Origin of the sequence: Enterobacter sp. ENT03 (genome assembly GCF_019218745.1) — a bacterium.
GTDB lineage: Bacteria > Pseudomonadota > Gammaproteobacteria > Enterobacterales > Enterobacteriaceae > Enterobacter_D.
The window spans coordinates 18,629-36,807 of sequence record NZ_JAHUXA010000006.1 but is presented as its reverse complement, the minus strand read 5'-3'; the positions used below and the strand labels follow the sequence as shown (position 1 = coordinate 36,807).

The following is an 18,179-nucleotide window of genomic DNA, read 5'->3' as shown; positions in this document are numbered from 1 at the left end:
GTGCTTTGCGGATCACTCTTTAAAATCGTTAGCGTCGAGTTCATGGCGCGATAACAATTTATAAAATTCGGTGCGGTTTCGCCCGGCCATGCGCGCGGCATGAGTCACGTTGCCTTTGGTGATTTGCAGCAGTTTGCGCAGATAGTTCAGCTCAAACTGATTTCTGGCTTCGGCAAAGGTCGGCAGCGCGGTGTTCTCCCCTTCCAGCGCCTGCTCCACCAGCGCGTCGCTGATCACCGGCGACGAGGTGAGCGCCACGCACTGCTCGATAACGTTCACCAGCTGACGCACGTTGCCGGGCCAGCTGGCGGTCATCAGCCGCTTCATGGCGTCGGTGGAAAAGGCGCGCACAAAGGGTTTGTGACGATCCGCTGACTGGCGCAGCAGATGGTTCGCCAGCAGGGGAATATCTTCCGCCCGCTCTGCCAGCGCCGGGATCTTCAGGTTCACCACGTTCAGGCGGTAAAAGAGATCTTCGCGGAACTCGCCGCGCGCCATCGCTTTTGGCAAGTCGCGATGAGTGGCCGAGATAATGCGCACGTTAATGTCGATGTCGCGGTTGCTGCCCAGCGGGCGCACTTTGCGCTCCTGCAATACGCGCAGCAGCTTCACCTGCAACGGGATCGGCATATCGCCGATTTCGTCAAGGAACAGCGTGCCGCCTTCCGCCGCCTGAAACAGCCCTTCACGGCTGCTCACCGCGCCGGTAAAAGCCCCACGTGCATGGCCAAAGAGTTCGGATTCGAGTAGTTGTTCCGGCAACGCGCCGCAGTTAATAGCGATAAATGCGTTTTTACTGCGCGGGCTGGCGTTATGGATCGCCTGCGCGAGGATCTCTTTGCCGGTGCCGCTCTGCCCGTTAATCAGCAGGCTGACGTCTGACTGCGCCACCATGCGGGCCTGCTCCAGCAGGCGCAGCATCAACGGGCTGCGGGTGACAATGGTATCCCGCCAGTGGTCATCTCCGGCGGGAGCGGAGTGCTCCAGCGCGCCATCGATGGCCTTGTACAGCGCGTCTTTATCCACCGGCTTAGTGAGAAAGCTGAACACACCCTGCTGGGTGGCAGCTACCGCGTCGGGGATCGAGCCGTGCGCCGTCAGGATAATCACCGGCATTCCGGGTTGCTGGCGCTGGATCTCGGCAAACAGCTGCATGCCGTCCATTTCATCCATGCGCAGATCGCTTATCACCAGATCGATTTTTTCCCGCGCCAGTACGCGCAGCCCTTCCTGGCCGCTCTCGGCGGTAACCACGCTGTGCCCTTCGCTGGTCAGACGCAGGCCAAGCAATTTAAGTAAGCCGGGATCGTCATCCACCAGCAGCAGACGGGCAGGTTTACGGCTTGTCATGGCTGGCATCCTCATTTTTCACGTCAGGGTTGGCGGAAGGCAGATCGTTACCGGCCGGTTTGCGCGTCGATAAACGGCGTTCAATATCGGTCAGGTTTTCCAGTTTGCGCGACGTGGTTTCCAGCTGTTCACGCAGATATTGTTGCTGTTGACGCAGGGTATCCAGTTCGCCATCGGCAGACTGCTGGAGTTTACTGTAGCGGTAGCGCTCCTCCGACAGCTGCAATTGCAGCGCCTGTCCTTCGCGCCACACCTGATACAGCGGACGTACCTGGGCCGGCAGTTGCGGGCTAAGCGTGTCGAGACGAGTAACAAAAGTGCGGCGTTCCACCGGTGAAATTTTGGCGCTGGCCAGCAGAATGCCGCGCTTGAAGGTATCCTGCCAGGTGTCATCCGGCCAGCTCCGCGCCTCCGCGCGGGCGGCTGCCGGTGCCAGGCGCTCCGCGCAGTCCATGCCACGCAGCCAGTACAATGGGTTAGTCTCGACGGATTTCCCGTGCAGCAACCAGATGTCGTTGCAGTCAGTGGACAGGAAATCGGCCAGTTGATGCTGGGGAAGTTTCTCTTCCTGTTTTTCGTTGACGGCGCTTTTGGGCGCATGAGCAACACAGCCCGTCAGCAGCAGGCATGGCAAGCCTGCCCGCAGCAGCCCTGACAACGACACCGCGTTCAGCACGCGATTAAAAATGTGCGACATACTCACCAGACGTAGATTCATTTTAGGGATTTTTCCGGCGCACTGAGCGGTAGCTCAATGCGGAAACAGACATCTGACTGGCTGTCGGCCACCAGATGCAGCTCACCTCGCATGCGATGAATACAGTCTCTGGCGATACTCAACCCCAGCCCACTGCCTTTCACCGCCCCTTTTCGTTGATGACTTCCCTGGAAAAAGGGTTCAAAAATCATCGCCTGTTCCGCTTCGGGGATCGGCGTACCCGTATTCGCTACCTCAATAATTAACCGTGCGCCTTGAGTGTAGCTGCGAATATAAATGTTACCGGATTCAGCACCATAGTGCACCGCGTTCGAATAGAGATTATCCAGCACGCTCATCAGCAGCATCGGCTCTGCCAGGCAATGGCTTGCCGATAACGCGACCCCGGTACGCATCATTTTAGCCCGTGCCGGTAAACTGTGGGCGGCAATCACCGCGTCCACCAGCGGAGCCAGATCGACCGTCTCCAGTTCAACCGCGCCGTCTGCCAGCTTGCGGTTGTAATCCAGCAGTTGCTCAATGAGCTTTTGCAGGTTGCGGCTGCTGTCATCAAGAATATCCACCACCTCTTTTTGCTCCGCAGTCAGCGGGCCAACCACTTCATCGGCGAGCAGCTCCGTGCCTTCGCGCATACTGGCGAGCGGGGTTTTCAATTCGTGAGAAAGATGGCGTAAAAACTGATGGCGCTGGGACTCAAGCCAGGCGAGACGCTCGCTGAGCCAGATGATCCGCTCGCCCACTGAGCGTAATTCCCGCGGCCCTTTAAACAGCACCTGCTGCCCCAATGTGCGTCCCTCTCCGAGACGGTTAATCATTCGCTCAATACCCTTTACCGGGCCGATGATCATCCGGGTAAACAGCAGCACCAGTCCCAGGCTGACCAGAAACAACACCAGCGCCTGCCAGCCAAAGAACTGCCCGCGCTCGGCAATCTCCTGCTGCAGTTGCTGCCCGCGAGAAAACACCACCGCGCGGGTGGACTGCACCATCTGGGTATTGGCGGCAGCGAACGCTTCCAGCCGCGCGGACGCCGCCTCGCCTGGGCCGCTGTTGTGGCATTGCAACTGTGCCAGATCGCTCAAATCCTGACGTAGCGCCAGATAGAGTTTGTCATCCGGCAGCACACCCGCGTGGGCATCCAGCATGTCGCTGTAGCGCTTACGCTGGCTCTGGTACACGCGGGATAACGTCGGATCGTCAAGCACGCAGTACTGGCGGTAGCTGCGCTCCATTTCCAGTGCGACGTTGGTCATCGCCTCGCTACGGCGGGCATCAATCAGCGTGGTACGGTTGGTTTGCGCCGCCTGGGCGCTAAGGGTATTGAGACTCTGCCACGCCTGCCAGGCCAGCACTAACAGCGGCAGCAGGATCAGCAGAAAGGCCATCATGACCAGTTGTCGCAGGGAACGGGGAAAGCCGGGCCAGGGTTTCAACGCACTATATCTCGTGAAAGCGGATTTTAAGGGATGCTAACTGAGTAACGCGCCGGGGGAAAGTAAGATTACGCTACGGCAGAAACAACAAAGCCGGGAATTACCCGGCTTTATCTGGAATAGGCGGTGCCTTACTCGACGTTTCGCCCGGGGTCTGAAATAGCAAGGCTATGATCAGCAGTTGGACGGCAGGCACCTTTTTGTGCGTCATTCTGAGTTTGTGTAGCGCGTCCCGAAGGGGCTGACACAAGGAGGTGAATGAGCCACTGGGTAATAATATGCACAACTCGTGCCAATGTACAGGGTTAATTATTTAGCCATTGAATTAAAAGGATTTTATTATTTCAAAGGGGTTACTTAGCCTGCTCGCTTTTTCAACGTACTGTCGCTAAAAAACAACACCTCAGTAACACTAAAATAATAGCCTTTTAAATCAATGAATTAAATGTCGCCAAAAAGAGACAGCTAAAAGCGCCACTGTCGGGCAATACCGACAGTGGCGTGTGAGCATTATCCCAGTTGCTTACGGGCGTTACGGAAGATACGCATCCACGGGCTGTCCTCCCCCCAGTTTTCCGGGTGCCAGGAGTTGCTGACGGTACGGAATACGCGCTCCGGGTGCGGCATCATCAGCGTGACGCGACCGTTTTCCGACGTTACCGCCGTGATGCCGTTCGGTGAGCCATTCGGGTTTGCCGGATAGGTCTGCGTCACCTTGCCGCTGTTATCGACAAAACGCAGCGCCACCAGGCCTTTGCTTTCCAGCGCCGCCAGATGCGCATCGTCACGCACTTCCACGCGGCCTTCGCCGTGGGAAACGGCAATCGGCATCTGCGAACCCACCATGCCCTGCAATAGCAGCGACGGGCTTTGCGTGACTTCCACCAGGCTGAAGCGGGCTTCAAAGCGGTCGGAGTGGTTACGCACAAAACGCGGCCACAGATCGCTGCCGGGGATCAGCTCGCGCAGGTTGGACATCATCTGGCAACCGTTGCACACGCCCAGCGCCAGCGTTTGTGGACGATGGAAGAAGGTTTCGAAGGTATCGCGCACGCGGTTGTTGAACAGAATGGATTTCGCCCAGCCCTCGCCTGCCCCCAGCACGTCACCGTAAGAGAAGCCGCCGCACGCCACCAGCGCCTGGAAATCATCCAGGCCGGTACGGCCCGCCAGCAGATCGCTCATGTGCACGTCGATGGCGTCGAAACCCGCGCGGTAGAATGCCGCCGCCATTTCAACATGGGAGTTCACGCCCTGCTCGCGCAGTACGGCCACTTTCGGACGCGCACCGGTGGCGATGTACGGCGCGGCAATATCGTCGTTAATGTCGAAGGAGAGCTTCACGTTCAGCCCCGGATCGGCATCGTTAGCTTTTGCCTGATGCTCCTGGTCGGCGCATTCCGGGTTATCGCGCAGGCGCTGCATCTGCCAGGTGGTTTCTGCCCACCACATACGCAAGGTGGTGCGGCTTTCGCTGAACACCGCCTGTTGACCGGCGGTGAGCGTAAAGCGATCCCCCGCGACGGCTTTACCCAGATAGTGCACACAGTCTGCCAGACCGTGTTTGCTTAAAATGTTTTCCACCGCCTCGCGGTCAGCGGCGCGAACCTGGATCACCGCCCCCAGCTCTTCGTTAAACAGTGCCGCGAGGCGATCGTCGCCCAGCGCGGCAATATCAGCTTCGATGCCACAGTGACCGGCAAAGGCCATTTCTGCCAGCGTCACCAGCAGACCGCCGTCAGAGCGATCGTGATAGGCCAGCAGCTGGCGTCCCGCCACCAGCGCCTGGATAGCGTCGTAGAAGCCTTTCAGCTGTGCCACGTCGCGCACGTCTGCCGGTTTGTCGCCCAGCTGACGATACACCTGCGCCAGCGCCGTTGCGCCCAGCGCGTTATGGCCGCGCCCCAGATCGATCAGCAACAGTGCGTTATCGTCGGTAGAAAGCTGTGGCGTGATGGTATGACGCACATCTTCGACGCGGGCAAAAGCGGTGATCACCAGCGACAGCGGCGAGGTCATTTCGCGCTGCTCGTTGCCGTCCTGCCAGCGAGTTTTCATCGACATGGAGTCTTTACCCACCGGGATGGTCAGGCCGAGCGCCGGGCAAAGCTCTTCGCCCACCGCTTTCACAGCCTCATACAGACCTGCGTCTTCGCCAGGGTGACCGGCAGCAGCCATCCAGTTTGCGGAAAGCTTAATGCGTTTGATGTCGCCAATCTGCGTGGCGGCGATATTCGTCAGGGCTTCGCCCACCGCCAGACGGGCAGAGGCGGCAAAGTCGAGCAGCGCTACCGGCGCACGTTCACCCAGCGACATGGCTTCGCCATAGTAGCTGTCGAGGCTGGCCGTGGTGACGGCACAGTTTGCTACCGGCACCTGCCACGGACCCACCATCTGATCGCGGGCCACCATTCCGGTGACGCTGCGGTCGCCGATGGTGATAAGGAAGGTTTTCTCGGCGACAGCCGGCAGATGAAGCACACGGTTTACCGCTTCCGCCACGGTGATGTTCTGCCGTTCAAAGGCTTCGCCTGCCGCTTTGCGCGTCTGCACATTACGGGTCATTTTCGGCGTTTTGCCCAGCAGCACGTCCAGCGGCATGTCGATCGGCTGGTTGTCGAAATGGCTGTCAGCAAGGCTTAAGTGCATCTCTTCGGTGGCTTCACCGATCACCGCATAAGGTGCGCGTTCACGACGGCACAGGGCATCGAACAGCGGTAACTGGTCGGCGGCCACCGCCAGCACGTAACGCTCCTGAGATTCGTTACACCAGATTTCCAGCGGACTCATGCCTGGCTCATCGCTGAGGATCTTCCGCAGATCGAAACGACCTCCACGATTGCCGTCGCTCACCAGCTCCGGCATGGCATTGGACAGACCGCCTGCGCCAACATCGTGGATAAACAGGATCGGGTTGGCCTCGCCGAGCTGCCAGCAGCGGTCGATCACTTCCTGGCAACGACGCTCCATTTCCGGGTTATCGCGCTGTACGGAAGCAAAATCGAGATCGGCATCAGACTGGCCCGAAGCCATCGACGATGCCGCGCCGCCGCCCAGGCCGATGTTCATCGCCGGGCCGCCCAGCACGATCAGTTTCGCGCCCACGTTGATCTCGCCTTTTTGCACGTGATCGGCGCGAATGTTGCCGATCCCGCCCGCCAGCATGATCGGTTTATGATAACCGCGCAGCTCTTCGCCGTTATGGCTGTTCACTTTCTCTTCATAGGTACGGAAATAGCCGTTCAGCGCCGGACGACCGAATTCATTGTTAAAGGCTGCGCCGCCGAGCGGGCCGTCGGTCATAATATCCAGCGCGGTGACGATACGATCCGGCTTGCCGAAATCTTCTTCCCACGGCTGTTCAAAGCCCGGAATACGCAGGTTGGAAACAGAGAAGCCCACCAGCCCCGCTTTCGGTTTCGCGCCGCGCCCGGTGGCACCTTCGTCACGAATTTCACCGCCGGAGCCGGTCGCCGCACCCGGCCATGGCGAGATCGCCGTCGGGTGGTTATGGGTTTCGACCTTCATCAGGATATGCGTCGGCTCCTGGTGGAAGTCGTAGCGTCCTTCTTCATGGCTGGCATAAAAACGCCCCACCTCTGAACCTTCCATCACCGCGGCGTTGTCTTTATAGGCCGACAGCACGTGATCCGGGGTCTGTTCAAAGGTGTTCTTGATCATTTTAAACAGCGATTTCGGCTGCTGTTCGCCGTCGATCACCCAGTCAGCGTTGAAGATCTTGTGACGGCAGTGTTCGGAGTTCGCCTGCGCAAACATATAAAGTTCGATGTCGTTCGGGTTGCGGCCCAGACGGGTAAACGCATCAAACAGATAGTCAATTTCGTCTTCCGCCAGCGCCAGCCCCAGACGGAGGTTCGCGTCATTCAGCGCCTGCCGTCCCTGCCCCAGCATATCCACGCTGGCGACCGGTGCAGGCTGATGATGGGCAAACAGCTGCTGCGCGTCATCCAGCGCCGTGAACACCGTTTCCATCATGCGGTCATGCAGTTCGTCTGCCACGACCTGCCACTGTGCCACGTTCAGTTCCACCGCCTCAACATACCAGGCCACGCCGCGCTCAAGGCGGCTGATTGCATCCAGACCGCAGTTGTGAGCAATATCGGTGGCTTTCGATGACCAGGGCGAAATGGTGCCAGGACGCGGCGTCACGAGGATCAGCTTGCCCGACGGGGTATGGCTGGCGAGCGCCGGACCGTACTGCAGCAAACGCGCCAGCTGGGCGTGTTGGTCAGCATTTAACGGGGCGGTGAGATCGGCAAAATGGACATACTCGGCGTAAATGTTGCTTACAGGAAGGTTGGCCGCCTGAAAACGTGCCAGCAATTTGTTAATACGGAAGGCAGACAGGGCAGGCGAACCACGCAGAATTTCCATCATAAGTCTCTCGTCTTTAGCGCGTCGGTGACGCTTTACGTATGCGCAAGGTGGGGAAAACGGGCACATTATAGAGAATAGTGAGCGCCGACGAAACCGTTTGCGTGGAAATAAAATCGGCGCGGTTTGTGCGGCTTAGCCCCTGCCGCTTCGCGAATTAGTTGCCAACTGCCTTATTGTTAAGCAAAATGCCGCTCATTCTTCACCACTTATTCATGTTATCAGGGCAGCATCTACTCAGGACTCGCGCGGCGCAGAGAATTAACTAATTGAAAAAATTAAAGCTTAATTATCTGCTGATCGGCATCGTCACCCTGCTGCTGGCAGCGGCGCTGTGGCCCTCCATCCCCTGGTCCAGTAAAGCCGAAAACCGCATCGCCGCCATTCAGGCGCGTGGCGAGCTGCGCGTCAGTACGCTGGTTTCCCCCCTCACCTGGACCGCCATCGATGACAAGACTTACGGTCTGGATTACGAACTCGCGCAGCAGTTTGCGGATTATCTGGGCGTGAAGCTGAAAATCACGGTGCGCCAGAACATCAGCCAGCTGTTTGACGACCTCGACAATGACCACGCCGATATGCTGGCCGCCGGGCTGGTGTATAACAGCGAGCGCGTGCGTAACTATCAGGCCGGGCCGATCTATTATTCCGTCTCGCAGCAACTGGTATACCGGGTGGGCAGCTATCGCCCGCGCTCGCTGGCGGAAGTGAACGCCTCGCAGCTGACGATTGCGCCAGGCCATGTCGCCATCAATGACCTGCAGGCGCTTAAAGATCAGAAGTACCCGGAGCTGAGCTGGAGGGTGGATGAGAAGCAGGGCACTGGCGCTTTGCTGCAACAGGTGGCGGACGGCAAACTGGCGTATACCGTAGCGGATTCCGTCGCCATCAGCCTGTTTCAGCGAGTACATCCGGAGCTGGCGGTGGCGCTGGACATCAGTGATGAGCAGCCGGTGACCTGGTTTACGCATAAAGACAGCGATAACACCCTGTCTGCGGCAATGCTTGATTTCTTCAATAATATTAATGAAGACGGTACCCTGGCGCGGCTGGAGGAGAAGTATCTCGGCCACGGTGAGGGCTTCGATTATGTCGATACCCGCTCCTTCCTGCGGGCAGTGGACAATGTGCTGCCGGAACTGCAACCGCTGTTTGAGAAATACGCGCAGAATATCGACTGGAGGCTGCTGGCGGCGATTTCGTATCAGGAATCCCACTGGGATACCCAGGCCACTTCGCCGACCGGCGTGCGTGGCTTAATGATGCTCACCAAAAATACCGCCCAGAGCCTTGGCCTGAGCGATCGCACCGATGCCGAGCAGAGCATCAGCGGCGGCGCGCGTTATCTGCAGGACATGATGGCAAAAGTACCGGAAACCGTGCCGGAAGAAGAGCGGATCTGGTATGCGCTGGCGGCCTATAACATGGGCTACGCGCACATGCTGGACGCCAGGGCGCTGACTGCCCGCACCAAAGGCAACCCGGACAGCTGGTCTGATGTTAAACAGCGTCTGCCGCTGCTGAGCCAGAAACCCTGGTACAGCAAACTCACCTACGGCTATGCGCGCGGCCATGAAGCCTATGCCTATGTGGAAAATATCCGTAAGTATCAGATAAGCCTGGTGGGCTATTTGCAGGAGAAAGAAAAACAGGCGGCGGATGCGCGGCGCCTGGCGCAAAGCTATCCGGTGGTGGATATGGATGAACTGGATACGCCTCACGAGGGCGTGCTGCCCTTCAGCGCCTTTTCACCGGCAGATGTGTTTGGGCGATCGCCCCTGGTGCTGCCCCAGGCACCGGCGCAACTGCCGCCGGCACGGAAACCAGCACCTTAAAGCACGTCGGTCGCGCCCTTTTTCAGCGCTTTTTTCTCCGCCCGCCGCTGACGGAAAAAGGCGCTCAGCATCCCGGCGCACTCGTCGCGCAGAATACCTTCAACCACCTCTACCCGATGATTCATGCCCGGATGGTGCAGCACGTCGATGAGCGATCCTGCCGCGCCGGTTTTCGCATCCCGCGCGCCGAAGATCAGACGCCCGATACGGCTGTGCACCATCGCGCCTGCGCACATGACGCACGGCTCCAGCGTGACATACAGCGTGGTGTCCAGCAGACGGTAGTTTTGCTGTACCAGCCCGCCCTGCCGCAGCGCCATGATTTCGGCGTGGGCGGTGGGATCGTGTCGGCCAATGGGCCGGTTCCAGCCTTCGCCAATAACCTGGTTGTTATGCACCAGCACCGCCCCGACCGGGACTTCCCCTTCATCCCAGGCGCGCTGAGCAAGCGTAAGCGCATGGCGCATCCAGTATTCATGGGTTAATTCAGCGTCGGACAAGGGATAGCACTCCAGTGATAAAAGCGGGGCGCATTATACACAGTCGCTATGTATCAGGCACTATTCCAGTTGTTGAAGCTCGCCGCGTGGCGTCACCCGCCAGCGGTGCTGGCAGAAATACAACAGCGGGTTATCTTGCTTGCTGTCGCTGTAGCCACTGTACAGTCGCAGCGGCGTCCCGATTTTACGCTCCAGCTGCACGACCTTTTCATGCCCCAGGCAGCGCATGGTCAGCACCCAGCCGCCGTAACGACGGTGAACCTGGCTTGCGATCAGATTCACACGCGGCAGCCAGGGGGTATCAAAATAGACCTGTTCCACCAGCGGCTGCGGCGAACCGGTGATCAGCCAGATGTCGGCGTCAGAGGCTGCAAGATAGTTGGTCAGTCGATCCTGTACCACCGGGAACGCAGTGACTTTGGTGCGGAACCAGGCGACAAACTCTTTTTCCAGCTGTTTCAGGCGCGCTTCACTGTGGCCCCAGGTGCATCCCCACAACAACAGGCTCATCGGCCAGCGCGCGGCGCGTCCTTTGATCAGTAACGCGCCGCCGATAATGGGCAGCAATGGCAGGACGAGCAACGCATTCAGTGGCTGACGACGCAACAGATAACGCAAGAAAGTACCAAACATATCCTGCTGATGAAGTGTTCCATCCAGGTCAAAAAAAACGACACGACGCTCGCTGTTAGCCAAACCTTACTCCTCTGGATCGTTGAACCCTAAAAGCCAGGTAAAAATGAACCCGGCAATAACCGCCACTAAATAGCCTAACAGATAGAGCGCGACTTTTCCGGTGACAATCGTTAACGCCAGCGGTAAACCGGAAATGCCAAAAGTGATCACCGTCGCCACTTTAAAATAGCTGATCAGCGCCCCGCCCACTGCGCCGCCCAGACAGGCGCCCAAAAACGGCTTGCCGAGCGGCAGCGTGACACCAAAAATCAGTGGTTCGCCAATGCCCAGCAATCCTACCGGCAGCGCCCCTTTGCAGAGCTTTTTCAGGCGACTGTTACGGGTTTTCATCAGCACGGCAATGGCCGCACCCACCTGACCGACACCCGCCATCGACAGGATCGGCAGCAGCGCGTTATAACCGTGCGCCTGCACCAGTTCGACATGGATCGGCACCAGACCCTGATGCAGCCCGGTGAGCACCAACGGCAGGAAAGTACCCGCCATCACTGCCCCGACCAGGAAGCCACCACGATCGATAGCCCAGGACGCGCCGTGGGCAATGGCTTCGGAGATCCAGCCGCCCAGCGGTTGCAGCGCCACAATCGCAATCGCGCCGGTGATGAGCGTGGTCAGCAGCGGGTTGAGGATCAGCTCAATGGAGCCTGGAAGCAGCGCGCGCAGGCGCTTTTCAATCCAGCACATCAGCGCCACCACCAGCAGCACGGCGATCACCCCGCCGCGTCCCGGCTGTAGCAGTTCCCCGAACAGAGTAATTTGCGCGAGCTGTGGGCTGGACATAATTCCCGCCATCACGCCGCCTAACGCCTGCGAGCCGCCAAAGACTTTCGCGGTATTCACGCCGACCAGGATGTTCATAATGGCAAACACCGCGCTGCCGAATATCGCCAGCAGGCCGAGCAGGTTGGGATACTGGGTCGCCACATCACCGACAATATCCGGGCGTTTGAGGATATTAATGATGCCGGTGATAAGCCCGGAGGCGATAAAGGCCGGAATAAGCGGAATGAAAACGTTCGCCAGCATGCGCAGCCCATCGCTCATCGGCGCTTTGTATTTGCTTTTGGCCTGCGCTTTGTTGCGCTCAACATCACCGGTAAGCGGTGTCTCGCCCTGTTCGCGCATCAGCGCTTGCATGGCATCCACCACCTGCGCGGCTTTGCCGGGACCGACAATCAGTTGATGCTGCTCCCCTTGCTTCACATAGCCGCTGACGCCGGGAAGTTTTTTTAAGCCTGCAATATCCAGCAGTGCATCGTCATGTACTTCGACGCGCACCCGCGTCATGCAGTTTTCCAGCCGCGAAATATTTTGCTGCCCGCCAATACCCCGCAGGATCTCACTGGCCAGCGTTGTCGTTTTATCCATAGCCGCCTCGTTAATTTTCTAATGCTGCACGTAAAAAGCCCTGATGTGCTGCGAGTTTTGCCCGCGCGGCGGCGGCATCCAGCCCGGTGAGGATCATCAGGATCGCCGGTTTCACGTCATAGTCGGTTTGTTTGAGGATCGCCTCGGCATCGCTGCGGGCAGCCCCCGTGGCTTCCACCACCATGCGGCAGGCGCGATCCACCAGTTTAATGTTGGTGGCTTTCATATCCACCATCAGGTTCTGATAGACCTTGCCGAACTTCACCATCGCCCCGGTGGAGATCATATTGAGCACCAGTTTTTGCGCGGTGCCGGATTTCAGGCGCGTAGAGCCGGTCAGCGCTTCCGGGCCGACCACCGGGGAGATGGCAATGTCGGCGATCTGTGCGATCGGCGAGCCGGGATTACAGGAGATCGCCACCGTGGTGCAGCCTGTCGTGCGGGCGTAGTTCAGCCCGCCGATGACATAGGGGGTGCGCCCGGAGGCGGCCAGCCCGACCACCAGATCTTCTGGCTTCAGATCCAGCGCCTGTAAATCCCCCTCCCCCAGCTGCGGATCGTCTTCCGCGCCTTCCACGGCTTTAAGCAGCGCGCCCGGCCCGCCAGCAATCAGCCCGACCACCAGCCCATGCGGCACGCCGAAAGTGGGTGGACATTCGGAAGCATCCAGCACCCCCAGCCGCCCGCTGGTACCCGCGCCCATATAAATGAGGCGTCCTCCGGCTTTTAGCGCGGCGGCGGCGGCATCCACCGCTTTTGCCACCTCAGGTAATGTTTCTTTCACTGCCAGGGCGACCAGCGTATCCTGTTGATTAAAACGGTTAACCAGTTCGATGGTCGACAAGGCATCTAAATCCATTGTCTGCGAGTTGCGTGTTTCTGATACCAGTAAGCCAAGATTCATGTTTCGACCTCAAGAATTTTTTATTCACTTTAACCGCGACATGATGGAATATTATATTCATTCATGCCAGCGGAATGTCTATTTGCAACCACTGTCACATTTTGTCGGGGAAAGCCTATGAACTGTTTGATTCGCATCCGTCAGCGCTATCCAGGGCTGGCGCTGAGCGATAAGAAGCTGGCGGATTTTATTCTGGCGCAGCCGGACGAGGCCCGCCACCTCAGCTCACAACAGTTGGCTCAGGAAGCGGGCGTCAGCCAGTCGAGCGTGGTGAAGTTCTCCCAGAAGCTCGGCTTTAAAGGGTTTCCGGCATTAAAGCTGGCGATCAGCGAAGCGCTGGTCAGCCACACGGATGCGCAGGCCGTGCCGTTGCATAATCAGATCCGCGGCGACGATCCGCTGCGTCTGGTGGGCGAAAAACTGATCCAGGACAACGTGAACGCGATGCACGCCACCCTGGATGTGAACACGGAAGAGAAACTGCGGGAGAGCGTGCAGCTGCTGCGCGGCGCGCGGCGCATTGTGCTGACCGGTATCGGCGCGTCGGGGCTGGTGGCGCGTAACTTTGGCTGGAAGCTGCTGAAAATCGGTTATAACGCCGTCGTCGAACAGGATATGCATGCGTTGCTGGCAACGGTGCAGGCGCTGGGGCCGGGGGATGTGCTGGTAGCGGTGTCCTATTCCGGCGAGCGGCGGGAAATCAACCTGGCGGCAGACGAAACCTTCCGCGTCGGCGGCAGGATCCTCGCCATTACCGGCTTTACGCCCAACACGCTGCAACAGCGGGCCTCGCACTGTCTGTACACCATTGCCGAAGAGCAGGCGACGCGCAGCGCGGCGATCTCCTCGTCGAGCGCGCAGATGATGTTAACGGATCTGTTATTTATGGCGCTGGTGCAGCAGGATATTGAGCACGCGCCGGAGCGAATTCGCCACAGTGAGCAGTTGGTAAAAAAACTGGTCTGAACACAATTTGGGCGTATAATGCCCGCCCTGTTTGTGTTGCTTCTGAGATTTTCCTGATGGCGCTGTTGATCACCAAAAAATGCATAAATTGCGATATGTGCGAACCGGAGTGTCCGAATGAGGCCATTTCGATGGGTGACAGCATTTACGAAATCAACAGCGACCGCTGCACAGAGTGTGTCGGCCATTACGAAACGCCAACCTGCCAGAAGGTGTGCCCGATCCCGAATACCATCTTAAAAGATCCGGCACATGTCGAAAATAACGAACAGCTGTGGGATAAGTTCGTGCTGCTGCATCACGCCGATAAAATCTAGCTTTCGATAATCACCGTCGCACAGGCGTAGTGGCGCTCATCCGCCAGCGAGACGTGCATCGATCTGACGCCCATCTGTTCTGCCAGCTTCTGCGCTTCACCCCATAACCGCAGACTCGGCTTGCCCAGTTCATCGTTGTAAACTTCAAACTGATTAAAGGCCAGCCCGTTGCGAATGCCGGTGCCGAACGCTTTTGCCGCCGCCTCTTTCACCGCAAAGCGTTTCGCCAGAAAGCGCACCGGCTGCTGGTGCGTCTCCCAGATGGCCCACTCGTTTTCGCTGAGTACGCGTTTTGCCAGGCGATCGCCGCTACGGGCGATCACCGCGTCGATACGGGCGATTTCGACAATATCCGTACCCAGTCCGAGGATTGCCATTACCGGCGCGCTTCCAGCATCAGACGTTTCATTTCGCTGACCGCCTCTTTCAGCCCGCTCATTACCGCGCGGCCAATAATCGCGTGACCGATGTTCAGCTCGTGCATCTCCGGCAGCGCGGCGATGGCTTTAACATTGTGGTACGTCAGGCCGTGTCCGGCGTTCACCTTCAGACCGAGGCTGGCGGCATAGGTCGCCGCTTTCGCGATGCGTTCCAGTTCGCGGGCCTGGGTTGCTTCGTCTTCGGCATCGGCGTAGCAGCCGGTGTGGATCTCGATGTAGGGCGCACCCACATCAGCGGCGGCTTTGATCTGTGCTTCGTCGGCGTCGATAAACAGCGACACCAGGATGCCTGCCTCAGCAAGACGCGTGCAGGCAGCGCGCATTTTTTCACGCTGGCCTGCGACATCAAGGCCACCTTCGGTGGTCACTTCCTGACGCTTTTCCGGCACCAGGCAGCAAAAATGCGGGCGGGTGTCACAGGCAATGTCCAGCATCTCATCGGTCACGGCCATTTCCAGATTCATGCGCGTGTCCAGCGTCTGGCGCAGGATCTTCACGTCACGATCGGTAATGTGACGGCGATCTTCACGCAGATGCACGGTAATGCCATCTGCTCCCGCCTGCTCAGCAATAAACGCCGCCTGCACCGGATCCGGGTACGCCGTGCCGCGCGCATTACGCAATGTGGCAATGTGATCGATGTTGACGCCTAACAGTAATTCAGCCATGACAGTCCTCGTATGACATTTTCATTTTATTGGGGATCGGGTGCCGCGCGCTTAGGAATGAACTGGCGAAACAGTTCCCGGCTTTTTAACGGCTTGCCGCCAAGATACGGCTTTAAGGCCATGCGGGTAAAGCGTTTCGCGGCCTTCAGCGTGTCGGCATCGGGAAAGTCGCGTTCAGCCAGCGCCCGCAGGTGACGCCCGGTAAAGGTGCGGTTATCGATAACGATACTGGCGATAAAACCTTTCTCTTCGCGATAGCGGTAGGTCATGGTGTCGTCCACCGCATCACCGCTGCCGGCGCAGTGCAGAAAATCGATGCCGTATCCCAAATGACTGAGCAGCGCCAGTTCAAAGCGGCGCAGAATGGCTTCCGGCGAGCCGCTGACGCCAGCCAGCGCCTGGATACAGTGCAGGTACTCAAAGAACAGTTCAGAGAAGCGCGTCTCGTGTTCCAGCACGCGCGAAATCAGCTCGTTGATGTACAGGCCGCTGTAGAGCGTAATACCGCTTAAGGGAAGTGCCAGAGAGACGGCTTCGGCGCTGCGCAGGGTTTTGACGTCGCCACGCCCGCCAAAGCGGAGCAGCAGAGGAGTAAAGGGTTGTAATGCGCCTTTAAGGCTGGAGCGTTTGGAACGTGCGCCTTTTGCAACCAGGCGCACGCGACCCGATTCTTCCGTGAAGACGTCCAGCATCAGGCTGGTTTCGCTCCACGGACGACTGTGAAGGACAAAGGCTCGCTGCCATCCATCCATCATACTCGTCGTCTTTCAAGTTGCAGGTGCGTTGGCTGCGCCCGTTCACTCCGGTCACTTACCGGAGTAAGCTCCCGGAGATTCACGGCCTTGCCGCCTTCCCGCACCTCGAAAACCATAGAGTATGAGACACTTACATGTCGTCGGTGTAACCAAGACTACGCAGGGCGCGCTCGTCATCGGCCCAGCCGGATTTAACTTTTACCCACAGCTCAAGGTGTACAGGGGCTTCGAACATGTCCTGCATGTCTTTACGGGCTTCAATACCGATGGTTTTGATTTTCGCGCCCTTGTTGCCAATGACCATTTTCTTCTGCCCTTCGCGCTCGACGAGGATCAGACCGTTGATGTCGTAACCGCCGCGCTCGTTGGTGACAAAACGCTCGATCTCAACCGTCACGGAATAAGGCAGCTCTGCGCCGAGGAAACGCATCAGTTTTTCACGGATGATTTCCGACGCCATAAAGCGCTGGGAGCGATCGGTGATGTAATCTTCCGGGAAGTGATGGATTGCTTCCGGCAGATGCTTACGCACAATCCCGGCTACCGTATCAACGTTCATACCGGTTTCCGCAGACATCGGCACGATGTCGAGGAAGTTCATCTGGCTTGCCAGGAACTGCAGGTGCGGCAGCAGATCGGCTTTATCCTGCACGTTGTCGACTTTGTTCACCGCGAGGATAACCGGAGCGCGGGCATCACGCAGTTTGTTCAGCACCATTTCGTCGTCCGCCGTCCAGCGCGTGCCTTCTACCACGAAGATAACCAGTTCGACGTCGCCAATTGAGCTGCTCGCCGCTTTGTTCATCAGACGGTTGATGGCGCGTTTTTCTTCCATGTGCAGACCTGGGGTATCCACGTAGATAGCCTGGTATGGCCCTTCGGTGTGGATGCCCACGATGCGGTGACGGGTGGTCTGCGCTTTACGCGAGGTAATAGAAATCTTCTGCCCGAGCAGATTATTCAGCAGGGTGGATTTGCCAACGTTGGGACGACCCACGATGGCGACAAATCCGCAGTATGTTTTTTCTTCGCTCATTCCAGCTCCAGTTTCTTAAGCGCCTGTTCGGCGGCGGCCTGCTCTGCCTTACGGCGGCTGGAACCCGTGCCTACCACCGGTTCGCTCAGACCACTTACCTGGCAGTGGATAGTAAATTCCTGATCGTGCGCTTCGCCACGCACCTGCACCACCAGATAAGACGGCAGCGGCAGATGGCGACCTTGCAGGTATTCCTGCAGACGCGTTTTCGGATCTTTTTGTTTATCGCCCGGGCTGATTTCGTCCAGACGACTTTGATACCAGTTGAGGATCAGCCTTTCGACGTTATGAATATCGCTGTCGAGGAAAATGCCACCAATCAGCGCTTCAACGGTATCGGCAAGAATCGACTCACGGCGGAAGCCACCGCTTTTCAGCTCACCCGGCCCGAGGCGCAGGCATTCGCCTAACTCGAACTCACGGGCGATCTCAGCCAGCGTGTTACCGCGCACCAGCGTGGCGCGCATGCGGCTCATGTCGCCTTCGTCCACGCGCGGGAAACGGTGATACAGCGCGTTGGCGATCACAAAGCTTAAAATGGAGTCACCCAAAAATTCGAGACGTTCATTGTGCTTACTGCTGGCACTGCGATGGGTTAATGCCTGCTGCAACAATTCCTGATGATGAAAAGTGTAGCCCAGCTTCCGTTGAAGCCGATTAATTACGATGGGGTTCATGCGATACCAAATAAAATAATGCGTAAAAAATACAGCACACGAAACCGACCTGAGCAAACCAACGCGGTTTCGTGTGCCGTGGCACCTTGCAGCGCCAACCTTAAACTTCGGGGGAATATTC

15 protein-coding genes and 1 pseudogene are annotated in these 18,179 nt (G+C 58.1%); 3 read left to right on the top strand and 13 right to left on the bottom strand.

The genetic code is table 11. From position 1 onward, the window contains the following. Positions 1-12: 12 nt before the first annotated feature. From glrR to purL, 4 genes are all read right to left on the bottom strand, one after another. Positions 13-1,350 carry a two-component system response regulator GlrR gene (gene glrR, locus KW828_RS10355; RefSeq protein ID WP_218336282.1) on the bottom strand — a complete coding sequence of 446 codons (1,338 nt, stop codon included), beginning with the start codon at positions 1,348-1,350 and terminating at the stop codon, positions 13-15. Beyond that, on the bottom strand, positions 1,337-2,068 hold the full coding sequence (gene qseG / locus KW828_RS10350) for a two-component system QseEF-associated lipoprotein QseG (RefSeq protein ID WP_218336281.1): 732 nt from the start codon (positions 2,066-2,068) through the stop codon (positions 1,337-1,339). The genes glrR and qseG overlap by 14 nt, the downstream gene beginning before the upstream one ends. Then, on the bottom strand, positions 2,065-3,501 hold the full coding sequence (gene qseE, locus KW828_RS10345; protein WP_218336280.1) for a two component system sensor histidine kinase QseE/GlrK: 1,437 nt from the start codon (positions 3,499-3,501) through the stop codon (positions 2,065-2,067). Before qseE ends, qseG begins: the two co-directional genes overlap by 4 nt. A 510-nt stretch (positions 3,502-4,011) precedes the next feature. Next, positions 4,012-7,899: a phosphoribosylformylglycinamidine synthase gene (purL, locus tag KW828_RS10340; protein ID WP_218336279.1), complete on the bottom strand. Its 3,888-nt coding sequence runs from the start codon at positions 7,897-7,899 to the stop codon at positions 4,012-4,014. 266 nt (positions 7,900-8,165) lie between these two features. Here purL and mltF point away from each other — a divergent pair, with 266 nt between their 5' ends. Further along, complete coding sequence (gene mltF / locus KW828_RS10335) at positions 8,166-9,731, top strand: membrane-bound lytic murein transglycosylase MltF (protein ID WP_218336278.1); 1,566 nt, start codon at positions 8,166-8,168, stop codon at positions 9,729-9,731. Here mltF and tadA read toward each other — a convergent pair. The 4 genes and pseudogenes from tadA to murQ form a co-directional block, all read right to left on the bottom strand. Next, a pseudogene (gene tadA / locus KW828_RS10330) lies at positions 9,728-10,265 on the bottom strand (tRNA adenosine(34) deaminase TadA). The gene mltF and the pseudogene tadA sit on opposite strands and share 4 nt — an antisense overlap. 26 nt (positions 10,266-10,291) lie before the next feature. Then, a complete protein-coding gene (gene yfhb / locus KW828_RS10325) occupies positions 10,292-10,927 on the bottom strand; it encodes a phosphatidylglycerophosphatase C (protein WP_218336276.1) in 636 nt (211 codons plus the stop codon). Positions 10,928-10,930: 3 nt separating this feature from the next. Beyond that, complete coding sequence (locus KW828_RS10320; protein WP_218336275.1) at positions 10,931-12,295, bottom strand: PTS transporter subunit EIIC; 1,365 nt, start codon at positions 12,293-12,295, stop codon at positions 10,931-10,933. Between the two features lie 10 nt (positions 12,296-12,305). Continuing rightward, positions 12,306-13,199 carry an N-acetylmuramic acid 6-phosphate etherase gene (gene murQ, locus KW828_RS10315; protein ID WP_218336274.1) on the bottom strand — a complete coding sequence of 298 codons (894 nt, stop codon included), beginning with the start codon at positions 13,197-13,199 and terminating at the stop codon, positions 12,306-12,308. A 117-nt stretch (positions 13,200-13,316) separates the two neighbouring features. Here murQ and KW828_RS10310 point away from each other — a divergent pair, with 117 nt between their 5' ends. Both KW828_RS10310 and KW828_RS10305 read left to right on the top strand, forming a co-directional pair. After that, positions 13,317-14,165, top strand: coding sequence for a MurR/RpiR family transcriptional regulator (locus tag KW828_RS10310; protein ID WP_218336273.1), 849 nt, complete (start codon positions 13,317-13,319; stop codon positions 14,163-14,165). A gap of 56 nt (positions 14,166-14,221) precedes the next feature. Next, entirely contained in the window at positions 14,222-14,482 is a 261-nt protein-coding gene (locus KW828_RS10305; RefSeq protein WP_088219447.1) for a YfhL family 4Fe-4S dicluster ferredoxin, read from the top strand. On the opposite strand, the gene acpS is transcribed toward KW828_RS10305, so the two are convergent. The 5 genes from acpS to rnc form a co-directional block, all read right to left on the bottom strand. Beyond that, a complete protein-coding gene (acpS, locus tag KW828_RS10300; protein ID WP_218336272.1) occupies positions 14,479-14,859 on the bottom strand; it encodes a holo-ACP synthase in 381 nt (126 codons plus the stop codon). The two genes, KW828_RS10305 and acpS, sit on opposite strands and share 4 nt — an antisense overlap. Further along, on the bottom strand, positions 14,859-15,590 hold the full coding sequence (gene pdxJ, locus KW828_RS10295; protein ID WP_218336271.1) for a pyridoxine 5'-phosphate synthase: 732 nt from the start codon (positions 15,588-15,590) through the stop codon (positions 14,859-14,861). The genes acpS and pdxJ overlap by 1 nt, the downstream gene beginning before the upstream one ends. Before the next feature lie 26 nt (positions 15,591-15,616). Next, positions 15,617-16,342, bottom strand: coding sequence for a DNA repair protein RecO (gene recO, locus KW828_RS10290; protein WP_218336395.1), 726 nt, complete (start codon positions 16,340-16,342; stop codon positions 15,617-15,619). Positions 16,343-16,475: 133 nt separating this feature from the next. Continuing rightward, positions 16,476-17,381 carry a GTPase Era gene (gene era, locus KW828_RS10285; protein ID WP_218336270.1) on the bottom strand — a complete coding sequence of 302 codons (906 nt, stop codon included), beginning with the start codon at positions 17,379-17,381 and terminating at the stop codon, positions 16,476-16,478. Beyond that, the gene (gene rnc / locus KW828_RS10280) at positions 17,378-18,058 is read right to left on the bottom strand and encodes a ribonuclease III (protein ID WP_072569507.1); all 681 of its coding nucleotides are present in this window, start codon (positions 18,056-18,058) and stop codon (positions 17,378-17,380) included. Before rnc ends, era begins: the two co-directional genes overlap by 4 nt. Positions 18,059-18,179: the final 121 nt, after the last annotated feature.

Coding starts and splice junctions, on each gene's coding strand:
- glrR (WP_218336282.1), bottom strand. CDS start 1,350: ATGACAAGCCGTAAACCTGCCCGTCTGCTGCTGGTGGATGACGATCCC.
- qseG (WP_218336281.1), bottom strand. CDS start 2,068: ATGAATCTACGTCTGGTGAGTATGTCGCACATTTTTAATCGCGTGCTG.
- purL (WP_218336279.1), bottom strand. CDS start 7,899: ATGATGGAAATTCTGCGTGGTTCGCCTGCCCTGTCTGCCTTCCGTATT.
- KW828_RS10320 (WP_218336275.1), bottom strand. CDS start 12,295: ATGGATAAAACGACAACGCTGGCCAGTGAGATCCTGCGGGGTATTGGC.
- murQ (WP_218336274.1), bottom strand. CDS start 13,199: ATGAATCTTGGCTTACTGGTATCAGAAACACGCAACTCGCAGACAATG.
- KW828_RS10310 (WP_218336273.1), top strand. CDS start 13,317: ATGAACTGTTTGATTCGCATCCGTCAGCGCTATCCAGGGCTGGCGCTG.
- KW828_RS10305 (WP_088219447.1), top strand. CDS start 14,222: ATGGCGCTGTTGATCACCAAAAAATGCATAAATTGCGATATGTGCGAA.
- acpS (WP_218336272.1), bottom strand. CDS start 14,859: ATGGCAATCCTCGGACTGGGTACGGATATTGTCGAAATCGCCCGTATC.
- pdxJ (WP_218336271.1), bottom strand. CDS start 15,590: ATGGCTGAATTACTGTTAGGCGTCAACATCGATCACATTGCCACATTG.
- recO (WP_218336395.1), bottom strand. CDS start 16,342: ATGGATGGATGGCAGCGAGCCTTTGTCCTTCACAGTCGTCCGTGGAGC.
- era (WP_218336270.1), bottom strand. CDS start 17,381: ATGAGCGAAGAAAAAACATACTGCGGATTTGTCGCCATCGTGGGTCGT.
- rnc (WP_072569507.1), bottom strand. CDS start 18,058: ATGAACCCCATCGTAATTAATCGGCTTCAACGGAAGCTGGGCTACACT.